This window comes from Rhodopseudomonas pentothenatexigens, assembly GCF_900218015.1.
In the GTDB taxonomy this organism is placed as follows: domain Bacteria; phylum Pseudomonadota; class Alphaproteobacteria; order Rhizobiales; family Xanthobacteraceae; genus Rhodopseudomonas; species Rhodopseudomonas pentothenatexigens.
The window spans coordinates 36,958-48,163 of the sequence record NZ_UFQQ01000033.1; the positions used below are offsets into that span (position 1 = coordinate 36,958).

The following is an 11,206-nucleotide window of genomic DNA, read 5'->3' on the forward strand; positions in this document are numbered from 1 at the left end:
GTCGTCGCAGGCGGAAAAGCGCTCAGGCCGGAACCCGGCCGCCGAAGTAAGGCGCCAGCGCCGCGCACGCGCGCGGATGTCGTCCGGAGGTGAAGATCATCGTCGCCCCGGGGGCATCGGCATGGCCGGTGGCGGGCCCGAGCAAGGTGACGACGCGGCGGGCGATCGCGGGCGCCGGATCGATCCAGTCGACCGGCCAGGGGGCGAGGCGAACCAGCCGATCGAGCAGCAGAGGATAATGCGTGCAGGCCAGCACCACCGCATCGGTGCGGCCGCGTTTGGCGTCGGCTTCGACAAAGCACGGCGCGATCTCGGCGCGAATCGCCGCGTCGGTCACCTCGCCGCCGCCGAGCGCGGTTTCAGCCAGCGTGGCGAGCCGCACCGAGCCGACCAGCGACACCTCGCAGCCCTGGGCAAAATCGCGGATCAGCGCCCGGGTATATTCGAGCCGCACCGTCGCACTGGTGCCGAGCACCGAGACCCGCTTGCTGTGCGATCCGGCGCAGGCCGGCTTGATCGCCGGCACGGTGCCGACGAACGGCACCCGGTAGTTCGCCCGCAGCGGCGCCAGCGTCATGGTCGAGGCGGTGTTGCAGGCGATCACGACGAGGTCCGGCGCGTGCGCGGCGATCAACTCGCCCATCAGCGGCACGACGCGGCCGATCACCGCTTCTTCGCTGCGCTGGCCGTAGGGAAAGAACGCGTCGTCGCCGACATAGACGTAGCGGGCGTCGGGGCGGGCCCGGACCACTTCGCGCAGCACGGTCAGGCCGCCGAGGCCCGAATCGAACACCAGGATTGTAGGGAGCGAGGTCACGCGGCGACCTTACCCGATCTTGGTTAGCTTTCGGTTGTGTTTGCCGCGACGCTGACCTGCGGAGGCAGCAAGGCCGCGCCGGTCAGTGGCTGTCGGCGACCTCGGTCGGCGGCACCTTCCGCTTCACGCGCTTGATCGTGCCGGAGAACGTGAACAGCGGCCGCTCGCCGCTCTTCAGAATCCCGCGGACGAAGATCAGCGACTTGCCGGCCCGGGTAACCTCGCCGGTCGCCTCGATCAGCTCGCCCTCGAATGCCGCGTCGAGGAATTCGGCGCCGAACGCCACCGTCACGCCCGGTCCCTGCAACTCGCGGACGGCGATTGCGAACAGGCAGTAGTCCGCGAAGGTCATGAAGCAGCCGCCGTGCACCGCCTTCATGCCGTTGAGGTGCTTCTTCTCGACCCGGAAGGCGCAGCGCACGCGGCCGTCGTCGTCGATCCGGTGCCAGAACGGGCCGTTATGGGATTCGAACGTGTCGCGGCTCCAGGTCCGCCAGCCGGCAAATTCGCCTTCGGTTGCAATCAGGAGGTCCGGGCGACCTGGGTGGATCGGTTCGGCGGTGGGCTGCAAGGGGTGTTATCCTTTGGTCTATCGTTTGGTCCATAAAACTGATGCCGCGCTGCAATGCAAATCCACAAATCTAATTGACACTGCGCAATTGGCAGGCAGGTCGCCGCTGTATACCCTCCCGGGCCGCAAAACCGGCCGCGTGAGGGAGAATAGAATGAGCGACCAGATCAAGTATGTGCTGGACGAGGAGAACATCCCGAAGTCCTGGTACAATCTCAACGCCGACTTCCCGACGCCGATGCCGCCGGTGCTGCACCCGGGCACGCATCAGCCGGTCGGCCCGAGCGATCTGGAGCCGCTGTTTCCGATGGAGCTGATCCTCCAGGAGGTGGCGACCGAGCGCTACATCGAGATTCCCGAGCCGGTGCGCGACGTGTTCCGGATGTGGCGGCCGGCGCCGCTGATCCGCGCGCGGCGGCTGGAGCAGGCGCTCGGAACCCCGGCCAAGATCTACTTCAAATACGAAGGCGTCTCGCCGGCCGGTTCGCACAAGCCGAACACCGCGGTGCCGCAGGCCTGGTACAACAAGCAAGCCGGCATCAAGAAGCTGTCGACCGAGACCGGCGCCGGGCAGTGGGGCAGTTCGCTGGCGTTCGCCGGCTCGCTGTTCGGGCTGGAAGTGCTCGTCTTCCAGGTCCGCGTGTCGTACGATCAAAAACCGTATCGCCGCGCGCTGATGGAGACCTACGGCGCCCGCTGCATCGCGTCGCCGTCGAACGAGACCGATTGCGGCCGCGCCATCCTGGAGAAGACTCCGAACAGCCCCGGCTCGCTCGGCATCGCGATTTCCGAAGCGGTCGAAGTCGCGGCGAAGAATCCGGACATCAAATACGCGCTCGGCTCGGTGCTCAACCACGTGATGCTGCACCAGACCATCATCGGCCAGGAAGCCATCGCGCAATGCGAGATGGCGGGCGACGATCCCGACGTGATCATCGGCTGCGCCGGCGGCGGCTCGAACTTCGCGGGCCTCGCTTTTCCGTTCCTCGGCCTGCAGCTGCGCGGCGGCCGCAAGCGGCGCATCATCGCGGTCGAGCCGGCGGCGTGCCCGACGTTGACCCGCGGCACCTACGCGTATGATTTCGGCGACACCGCGCATCTCACCCCGCTGGTGAAGATGCACACGCTCGGCTCGACCTTCATGCCGCCGGGCTTCCACGCCGGCGGCCTGCGCTATCACGGCATGAGCGGGATGGTGTCGCACGCCTACGAGCTCGGCCTGATCGAAGCCCGCGCCTATCAGCAGGTCGGCTGCTTCGAAGCCGGCGTGCAGTTCGCCCGCACCGAAGGCATCGTGCCGGCGCCGGAATCGACCCACGCGGTGCGCTGCGCGATCGACGAGGCGCTGCGCTGCAAGGAGGAGGGCAAGTCGGAGACGATCCTGTTCAACCTCTCCGGCCACGGCCATTTCGACATGCAGGCCTACATCAACTACTTCGAAGGCAAGCTGGTCGATCAGGACTACGACGAAGCCGACCTCGCCACCGCGCTGGCGGGCTTGCCGGCGGTCGCGGCCTGAGCAGCACGGGCGTCCCCCTCGGACGCCCCATCCAAGAACGACGTCATGCCCGGGCTTGACCCGGGCATCCACGTGTTCGGCCACGGTGCCCGCGGTCGTGGATGGCCGGGACGAGCCCGGCCATGACGGATCGGGCAAGATCCTTCGCCAGATCAACGGGTTCGCAGCGATCGCCGGCCCCGAGCGCCATCCCCAGGCGCGCAGAAAAGCCTTTCCCCTTTGGGCCGATCTTTCTACATAACAGCCATCGCGCCGGCCCCTCCGGCGTGCCGAGGAATGCTGCCCTATGTCCGCTCCCGAGCCGAAGATCACCCCGGAACTGATCGCCAGCCATGGCCTCAAGCCGGACGAATATCAGCGCATTCTCGATCTGATCGGGCGCGAGCCGACTTTCACCGAGCTCGGCATCTTCTCGGCGATGTGGAACGAGCACTGCTCGTACAAGTCGTCTCGGATCCATCTCAAGGGGCTGCCCACCAAGGCGCCGTGGGTGCTGCAGGGGCCGGGCGAGAACGCCGGCGTGATCGACATCGGCGACAATCAGGCGGTGGTCTTCAAGATGGAGAGCCACAACCATCCGAGCTACATCGAGCCGTATCAGGGCGCCACCACCGGCGTCGGCGGCATCCTGCGCGACGTCTTCACGATGGGCGCACGGCCGATCGCCTGCCTCAACGCGCTGTCGTTCGGCGATCCGAGCCATCCCAAGACCCGGCACTTGGTGTCCGGCGTCGTCGCCGGTGTCGGCGGCTACGGCAATTCGTTCGGCGTGCCCACCGTCGGCGGCCAGACCCGGTTCCACACCCGTTATGACGGCAACATCCTGGTCAACGCGATGGCGGTCGGCCTCGCGGACGCCGACAAGATCTTCCTCGCCGCCGCCTCGGGCGTCGGCATGCCGATCGTCTATCTCGGCTCCAAGACGGGGCGTGACGGCATGGGCGGCGCCACCATGGCGTCGGCTGAGTTCGACGAGGGCTCGGAGGAGAAGCGCCCGACCGTTCAGGTCGGCGATCCCTTCGCCGAGAAGCTGCTGCTCGAAGCCTGCCTCGAGATCATGGCCAAGGACTGCGTGATCGCCATCCAGGACATGGGCGCGGCGGGTCTGACCTGCTCGGCGGTCGAGATGGGCGCCAAGGGCGACCTCGGCGTCGAGCTCGATCTCGACATGGTGCCGACCCGCGAGACCGGCATGACCGCCTACGAGATGATGCTCTCCGAAAGCCAGGAGCGCATGCTCATGGTGCTGAAGCCGGAGAAGGAAAAGGAAGCCGAAGAGATCTTCAAGAAGTGGGGCCTCGACTTCGCGATCGTCGGCTACACCACCCCGACCAAGCGCTTCGTGGTCAAGCATGGCGGGCAGGTGAAGGCCGACCTGCCGATCAAGGAGCTCGGTGACGAGGCGCCGGTGTACGACCGTCCCCACGTCGCATCGCCGCAACTGCCGATCGTCCAGGCCCGCGAAGTCAACGCGCCGATCGGTGTGTGCGAGGCGCTGGAGAAGCTGCTGGCGACGCCGGACCTGTGCTCCAAGCGCTGGGTGTGGGAGCAGTACGACCACGTCATCGGCGGCAACACCGTGCAGCGCCCGGGCGGCGATGCCGCGGTGGTCCGGATCGAGGACGGACCGAAGGGGCTGGCGCTTACCGTCGACGTCACGCCGCGCTATTGCGAGGCCGATCCGTATCAGGGCGGCAAGCAGGCGGTGGCCGAAGCCTATCGCAACATCACCGCGGTCGGCGGCAAGCCGCTGGCGATCACCGACAACTTGAATTTCGGCAATCCGGAACGGCCCGAGATCATGGGCCAGCTGGTCGGCTGCCTGAAGGGCATCTCGGAGGCCTGCATCGCGCTCGACTCGCCGATCGTCTCCGGCAACGTGTCGCTCTACAACGAGACCTCGGGTCGCGGCATCCTGCCGACCCCGTCGATCGGCGGTGTCGGTCTGCTCGACGACTTCACCAAATCGGCGACGCTCGCCTTCAAGGCCGAAGGCGAGGCGATCCTGCTGATCGGCGAAACCAAGGGCTGGCTCGGACAGTCGGTGTATTTGCGCGACGTCTGCGGCCGCGAAGAGGGCGCGCCGCCGCCGGTCGATCTGGCGACCGAGAAGCGCCACGGCGACGTCGTCCGCGGCATGATTCACGCAGGCACCGCCACCGCCGTGCACGACCTGTCCGACGGCGGCCTGCTCGTCGCGCTCGCCGAGATGGCGATTGCCGGCAATATCGGCGCCGCGCTCGACGCGCCCCCGGCCGAGATCGTGTCGCATGCCTGGTGGTTCGGCGAGGACCAGGCGCGCTATCTGATCACGGTGAAGGAAGCCGATCTGCTGGCGGTGATGACCAAGCTGAAGACCGTCGGCGTGCCCTGCACCCAGATCGGCCTCACCGGCGGTCATGCCCTGAAGATCGAAGGCGAGCGCAGTATCGACCTCAAGGCGCTGCGCCACGCCCACGAGCATTGGCTGCCGGACTACATGGGCGGGAAGAACTAACCGCAGTCGCCGTGTCATTCCGGGGCGCTCGCGCTCCGCGCGCCCCGGAATGACAAAAGAGAGAGAACATGTGGCCGAGCGGCACGGGCGATTACTTCTGGTGCTCCCCGCGTTTCCAGCTCGCCAGAACGGCGTCGATCACCATGCCGATCATCGGCTCGGTCTTCGTCCAAGCCATCGTCCGGGTGGCGTGGGGAAACCAGATCATGCCGTGGACAGCGGCGATCAGGCAATCCACCGCCGCCTTGGGGTCGACTTCGGATCGCGTGTGCTCCTGAAGAAACGCGCCGACGGCGCGCTCGAACACCGCATAGGCGCGCACCACCACGGCCGAACGGCCGAACGCAACGCCATCGCCGCTCTGCACGATCTGCATCGACGGCGCCAGCGCGAACAGCGTCTCGAAGTGTTCGAAATGATCGAGCCAGTAACGCATCGCGCCGAGCAACAATTTTCGCAGGCGCAGTTCGCTGTCCGATTCCGCTTCAGCGACGCGTTCCAGTGCGACTGTCGCTTCGAGCATGTCCTGTTCGCGGATTGCGAACAGCAGGTCGCGATGATCCGAGAAGTACTGATAGATCGTGCCTGGTGAGTAACCGGCGGCCGCCGCCACGGCACGTAACGAGTACGCTTCCGAGTTTTTGTTCGCGAGCAACTTTCGACCGGCGGCGACGAACGCAGCGCGGACCCGAGCCTTGGCTTCGGCTGATGTGGCGCGGCTGCGGACGGCGCCGCGAGCCGGGGGAGACCTTCTGAGCATGCGCGATCCTATCGCGTTCGGCCGACGAAATCGCCTCCAGTGAAACTCACTTGCATAATTGAACACGTTCAATTACTGTCGATCCAAGTCCGAAAACGGACAGATGCGTTCAGCATCAAGATCAGGGAGGCTTGATTGATGGCGCTCATCTTCGATTCCCTTCATCGACATCTTCGTCACTCGACCGCGCGGTCGGGCGGGACGTATGCCGCCACGACAGCTCGCTCCGGCGCATTCCGCGCGGGGCGGCGGGCATGACCGGCCGACAGACGCGGCGCGAATTCGGCGTCACTGCGCTCGCCACCGTCCTTGCCTCGACACTGCCGGCGCCGTTCGTCCAGGCCGCCGGCAAGGCCTACGATCCGGGCGCCAGCGACACCGAGATCAGGCTCGGCCAGACCGTGCCGCATTCCGGGCCAGGCTCGCTTTATGGTGTGCTCGGTCGTGTCGGCGAGGCGTATTTCCAGATGCTCAACGAGACCGGAGGCATCAACGGCCGCAAGGTCAAATTCCTCAGCGTCGACGACGGCTACAGCGCGCCGAAATGCGTCGAGGCGACGCGGCGGCTGGTGGAGCAGGAGGAGGTGCTGGCGCTGTTCGGCTCGCTCGGCACCGCTCCGCAGACGGCCGTGCACAAATATCTCAATTCGAAAGGCGTGCCGCAGCTCCTGCTCAACAGCGGCGCGTCGAAATGGAACGACCCGAAGCAATTCAAATGGACCATGGCGGGCCTGCCGCTGTATCCGACCGAAGCGCGGATCCTAGCCCGGCACGTCCTTGCGACGAGGCCGAATGCCCGCATCGGCATTCTGTATCAGAACGACGATTTCGGCCGTGACTTCCTCGGCCCATTCAAGAAGGTGCTGCAGGATGCGGGCGGCACCGCGCAGGTGATCATCGAGCAGAGCTACGACCTCACCGAACCGACGGTGGATTCGCAGCTGATCAATTTGTCCAAGTCCGGCGCGGACGTGTTCTTCAACATATCGACCGGCAAGGCGGCGTCGCAGTCGATCCGCAAGGTCGCCGAGCTCGGCTGGAAGCCGCTGCATCTGCTGTTCTCGAGCTCGACCGGGCGGTCCATCCTGAGCGCCGCAGGGATCGCGAACGCCACCGGCGTCGTCGCGGTGCGCTACGCCAAGGAGGTCGGCGGCCCGACGTGGTCCAACGATCCAGACGTGCTGGCGTTCGAACAGCTGCGCAAGCGCTACCTCCCCAACGTCGATCCGGACAATACGATCGCGTTCGCGGGCTACGGCCAGGCGGTGACGATGGCGGAAGTGCTGCGCCGCTGCGGCGACGACCTCACCCGCGCCAACGTGCTCAAGCAGGCGATCGGGCTCTCCGGCTTCCGTCCGCCGTATTTCCTCGAAGGCATCAGTCACAGCTTCACGGCGGACGACTACACGCCGATGAAGACGCTGTTCGTATCGACGTTCAACGGCGCGGACTGGGACATTTCCGACAAGCCCGTCTCCGAATAGCGGAGTGCGTCCATGCGCGCATCACCCAGCGTCCATTGGCGAGGTCCGCTGCGTGCGCGGGCCTGCCTCGTAGGCAACGACATCCGTTCAGATCGACGGCGGGTTGGGAGATTGCGATGAGCAGTGCAGGGATTGCGGTGACCGAGCTTCCGACCGCACCGGCCGGCATCCTGCCCGGCGACGGGCCATTCTGGGAACGCCTGCCGCCGCGCGATGCGCGCGCCCTGCGGTTGCCCGACGGCATTCTCCTGCAGGATCAGGATGACGTCCGCACGGCGTTTCGCGACAAACGCCTGGTCAATCTGGCGCTGGCGATGCTGCGATCGGATCCCGCGGTCGACCCGGCGTTCATCGAACGCCGCACCAAACAGCTCCTCAGTATGGAGGGGCCCGATCATCTGCGGCTGCGCCAATTGACGATGACGGCGATGTCGCCGCGGGCCGTAGAGGGCTATCGCGCGCGCATGCGGTCTATCATGGAGAACCTGGTGGCGCCGGTGCTGCCGCAAGGCCGCTGCGAAGCGGTCGAGGCGCTGCTGCGGCCCTATCCGATCCCGGTGGTGTGCGCCTTGATGGGCATTCCGGATCAGGACATTGATTTCTTCTCCCGCGTCTCCGCGGATTGGGTCGCGTTCATGCATATGGGCACCGGCGCTGCCGCCGTGTCCTATGCCGCGCATCTGGATATGGACGCCTATCTGCTTCCGGTGATCGAGCGCCGCGAGACGCGGCTCGGCGACGACATGCTCAGCCATCTGCTGCGCGCCGAAGAGGACGGCGACCGGCTGACGCGGCAGGAAATCGTCAACATGATCGGCGGCTTCCTCGCCGCCGGAACCGACACGACGCGCTATGTGCTGGGCAGCGGCCTGTATCTGTTCGCGCAGAATCCCGACCAATGGCAGAAGCTGCGCGAGCGCCCCGAACTGGTCGGGCGCGCGGCCGACGAGATGCTGCGCTGCGCGCCGGCCGGCGGCTTCATCTCGCGCTACGCGTCGACCGACGTCGACGTCAACGGCATCGCCATTCCGAAGGGCACGGCGATCGCGCTGTCGCTGCTGGCGCTGAACTACGACCCGACCATCGTCGCCGAGCCGCACCGTTTCGACATCGAACGCCCGGTGGTGCGGGCGCCGCATCTGACCTTCGGCTTCGGCCCGCACACCTGTCTCGGTCTGCATCTGGCGAAAGCGGAGCTCGAGGAGGCGCTGCTGGTGCTGTCGCGCGCCTTCGTGACGCTGGAGCTCGACGGGCCGTGCGAATGGCGGCCGCCGCACGGCCTGCAGGGGCCGACGCGTCTGCCGATCGCCTTCACCGCCTCGACGGCGGCGAACGGCGAAGCGCGCCGGATGGCCGGCTGACCGGCGCATGTCGGCCGTGGGTGCGGTCTGCCGTAGGCGCCGCAGCTTGCTTCACAGCACCCGGTAGGCGCCCGGGATCCTCCGCAGCAGATAGGTCGTCGCCCAGCTCAGCAGCAGGCCGAGGGTGAACACGATGGCGGCTTTGGCGATCGCCGGCAGATCGTAGTCGTACAGCCAGTATTGCAGCCACAGCATGTAGGCGTAGTGCACCAGGAAGATGCCGTAGGCGTCGTGCTGCAGCGGATCGAGCAGGCTCCAGCCGCCGCGGCGGAAGCGTAAGAAGACCGCCAGGATGGCGAAGATGATCGCGGCGCTGAAGGCGGTGAGCGCGACGCTGTAGCTCGCCTCGTACCACATCGGCAGGTCGTCCGGATTGCCGAGGATGCCGCGCTTAATGCCGATCAGGCCCCACATCCCGAGATACGGCACCAGCGCCACCAGCAGCAACACCCACCATTGCTTCGCCAGCCTGCCGCCGGCGCCGAGCACGCTCTGTTCGGGATGGCAGGCACCGATGCCGGCGCCGATGAAGAAATACGCGGTGTACAGCAGCACCCGGCTGGCCTGCACCGCGAACGGGCCCCATTCGAACCAATAGGTCGAGCCGTAGTAGAGCCGCGACGGCACGTAGAGGATCGCGGTGATCACGAACACTGCGCCGATGAACAGAGCCGGTGATTTGTAGCCGAGCTTGGCCAGATGATTGATCGGGTCGAGCGAATGCCGCGAAATCCGGTACAGCACGCCGCCGATCACGCTGAAGATGAACAGCACCCACAGAAACCACAACGGTCCGCTCGGCCACGGACCGACCGCGATCATGTGCTCGTAGAACTGCGCGAAGGTCTCGGTCGGATTGGCGCGCAGCGCCAGCGCGTAATAGGCGATCGGGATCACAGTGAAGGCCGCGATCACGAACGGGATGCCGAGCCGGATCAGCCGGTCGCGTGCGAGCGAGCCGAATTTCGGCCGGTGGTCCAGGCTCGGCCACAGAAACAGCCCCGACAGCATGAAGAACATCGCCATGAAGAAGCTGTCGGTGGCGAGCACTACGCAATCGAAGCCGATGAACGAGGTCGGATCGGTGTGGCCGAAATAGGTGTAGGGAATCACCGCATGGTGGATCAGCACCAGGATGGTGAGGAAGGTGCGGGTGCGGTCGAGCGACAGGTCGCGCACATGAGAAGCCGCGTGCGCGGTCATGCCGCCGGTGGTGGGATAGGTTACGGTCACGGAATTAGCCCCGCGCGATGCCGCCGGTGAACTACGATACTGCGCAATAGCTGAATCGCCTCTTCGGCGAATTGCTAGGGTTTGAATTCTTCGATTTGAACCTTTTGCGGATAGAACGCCAGATAGCCGGCGATCTCCGCCATCGCCGGAAACGGCTCCTCATAGCTCCACACCGCGTTGGGCTGCGGCTCGCCGCCGGCGACGATGCTGAAATAGCTGGCATCGCCCTTATAGGGGCAATGTGTGACACGCGTGGTCTTTTCCAGCAGGCTCATGTCCGCGTCTTCCCGCGGAATATACTGCACCGGCGGATAGCTCGCCTCCTGCAGCGTCAGCGCGCGGCGGGTCTCGGCGATCACCTTGCCGTCTGCGCTGATCCGGACGCCGTTGGGATTTGCCGTGATCGTGATCGGATGATCGGGGCCGGGGAGCTTCATGGGCGGACCTCAGGGGTGTGTTTCGGGCCGGCGTCACGGTCACCTCGCCGCAATGTGCCGGCGTGGTGGCTTTGAAAGGGGCGCACTGCGATATAGGATGGCGGTTCAGGAATGCCACCGCGCGCCCCGCGCTGGCAGCCGCGACGATCTGGAGGACGACCGAATGCCGATGGATGCCCGCGACATCGAGGCCATGATCAAGGCCGCGATCCCCGACGCGGAGGTGACGATTCGCGACCTCGCCGGCGACGGGGACCACTATGCCGCGACGGTGATCTCGGAGTCGTTCAGGGGCAAGTCGCGTGTCCAGCAGCATCAGATCGTCTATCAGTCGCTGCAGGGGCAGATGGGCGGCGTGCTGCACGCGCTGGCCCTGCAAACCGGCGTGCCGGAAGCCTGACGCCCTCGTCCGACTGTCGCCGCGACCCTAGATGTGGAGCCTCAACAGGTTGTCCTCGGACAGGCCGAGGCGGCTGATGGGTATTTGTGACTTTATGCCGCCGTGGGGCCGGTGCCAATTGTATCGA

At 66.0% G+C, this 11,206-nt stretch carries 10 protein-coding genes and 1 pseudogene; 5 read left to right on the forward strand and 6 right to left on the reverse strand.

What is annotated here, in order from left to right:
* Window positions 1-22: 22 nt before the first annotated feature.
* Window positions 23-817, reverse strand: a complete 795-nt coding sequence (gene murI, locus DWA33_RS22050; RefSeq protein ID WP_114360644.1) for a glutamate racemase — start codon at window positions 815-817, stop codon at window positions 23-25.
* 82 nt (window positions 818-899) lie between these two features.
* Window positions 900-1,388 carry a PaaI family thioesterase gene (locus tag DWA33_RS22055; RefSeq protein ID WP_114360645.1) on the reverse strand — a complete coding sequence of 163 codons (489 nt, stop codon included), beginning with the start codon at window positions 1,386-1,388 and terminating at the stop codon, window positions 900-902.
* Window positions 1,389-1,542: 154 nt separating this feature from the next.
* On the opposite strand from DWA33_RS22055, the gene DWA33_RS22060 reads away from it, so the two are divergent.
* Together DWA33_RS22060 and purL are read left to right on the forward strand one after the other, a co-directional pair.
* On the forward strand, window positions 1,543-2,907 hold the full coding sequence (locus tag DWA33_RS22060) for a TrpB-like pyridoxal phosphate-dependent enzyme (protein WP_114360646.1): 1,365 nt from the start codon (window positions 1,543-1,545) through the stop codon (window positions 2,905-2,907).
* Window positions 2,908-3,193: 286 nt separating this feature from the next.
* The gene (gene purL / locus DWA33_RS22065; RefSeq protein WP_114360647.1) at window positions 3,194-5,404 is read left to right on the forward strand and encodes a phosphoribosylformylglycinamidine synthase subunit PurL; all 2,211 of its coding nucleotides are present in this window, start codon (window positions 3,194-3,196) and stop codon (window positions 5,402-5,404) included.
* 91 nt (window positions 5,405-5,495) lie between these two features.
* On the opposite strand, the gene DWA33_RS22070 is transcribed toward purL, so the two are convergent.
* The gene (locus DWA33_RS22070; RefSeq protein ID WP_244601373.1) at window positions 5,496-6,230 is read right to left on the reverse strand and encodes a TetR/AcrR family transcriptional regulator; all 735 of its coding nucleotides are present in this window, start codon (window positions 6,228-6,230) and stop codon (window positions 5,496-5,498) included.
* A gap of 188 nt (window positions 6,231-6,418) precedes the next feature.
* Between DWA33_RS22070 and DWA33_RS22075 the strand changes: the two genes are divergently transcribed.
* Both DWA33_RS22075 and DWA33_RS22080 read left to right on the forward strand, forming a co-directional pair.
* Window positions 6,419-7,648: an ABC transporter substrate-binding protein gene (locus DWA33_RS22075; RefSeq protein ID WP_114360650.1), complete on the forward strand. Its 1,230-nt coding sequence runs from the start codon at window positions 6,419-6,421 to the stop codon at window positions 7,646-7,648.
* Between the two features lie 116 nt (window positions 7,649-7,764).
* Window positions 7,765-9,009: a cytochrome P450 gene (locus tag DWA33_RS22080; protein WP_114360652.1), complete on the forward strand. Its 1,245-nt coding sequence runs from the start codon at window positions 7,765-7,767 to the stop codon at window positions 9,007-9,009.
* Window positions 9,010-9,060: 51 nt separating this feature from the next.
* On the opposite strand, the gene DWA33_RS22085 is transcribed toward DWA33_RS22080, so the two are convergent.
* Together DWA33_RS22085 and DWA33_RS22090 are read right to left on the reverse strand one after the other, a co-directional pair.
* On the reverse strand, window positions 9,061-10,242 hold the full coding sequence (locus DWA33_RS22085; protein WP_114360654.1) for an acyltransferase family protein: 1,182 nt from the start codon (window positions 10,240-10,242) through the stop codon (window positions 9,061-9,063).
* A 74-nt stretch (window positions 10,243-10,316) separates the two neighbouring features.
* On the reverse strand, window positions 10,317-10,679 hold the full coding sequence (locus DWA33_RS22090) for a DUF427 domain-containing protein (protein WP_114360656.1): 363 nt from the start codon (window positions 10,677-10,679) through the stop codon (window positions 10,317-10,319).
* A gap of 163 nt (window positions 10,680-10,842) precedes the next feature.
* On the opposite strand from DWA33_RS22090, the gene DWA33_RS22095 reads away from it, so the two are divergent.
* Window positions 10,843-11,079 carry a BolA family protein gene (locus DWA33_RS22095; protein ID WP_107346500.1) on the forward strand — a complete coding sequence of 79 codons (237 nt, stop codon included), beginning with the start codon at window positions 10,843-10,845 and terminating at the stop codon, window positions 11,077-11,079.
* A gap of 27 nt (window positions 11,080-11,106) precedes the next feature.
* Here the strand turns inward: DWA33_RS22095 and DWA33_RS22100 are convergent.
* Window positions 11,107-11,206: pseudogene (locus tag DWA33_RS22100) on the reverse strand (IS481 family transposase); the annotation flags it as partial.

Bases quoted from the DNA above. Each gene is read 5' to 3' on its own strand.
- DWA33_RS22080 (WP_114360652.1), top strand. From the start codon at position 7,765: ATGAGCAGTGCAGGGATTGCGGTGACCGAGCTTCCGACCGCACCGGCC.
- DWA33_RS22060 (WP_114360646.1), top strand. From the start codon at position 1,543: ATGAGCGACCAGATCAAGTATGTGCTGGACGAGGAGAACATCCCGAAG.
- DWA33_RS22095 (WP_107346500.1), top strand. From the start codon at position 10,843: ATGCCGATGGATGCCCGCGACATCGAGGCCATGATCAAGGCCGCGATC.
- DWA33_RS22090 (WP_114360656.1), bottom strand. From the start codon at position 10,679: ATGAAGCTCCCCGGCCCCGATCATCCGATCACGATCACGGCAAATCCC.
- purL (WP_114360647.1), top strand. From the start codon at position 3,194: ATGTCCGCTCCCGAGCCGAAGATCACCCCGGAACTGATCGCCAGCCAT.
- DWA33_RS22075 (WP_114360650.1), top strand. From the start codon at position 6,419: ATGACCGGCCGACAGACGCGGCGCGAATTCGGCGTCACTGCGCTCGCC.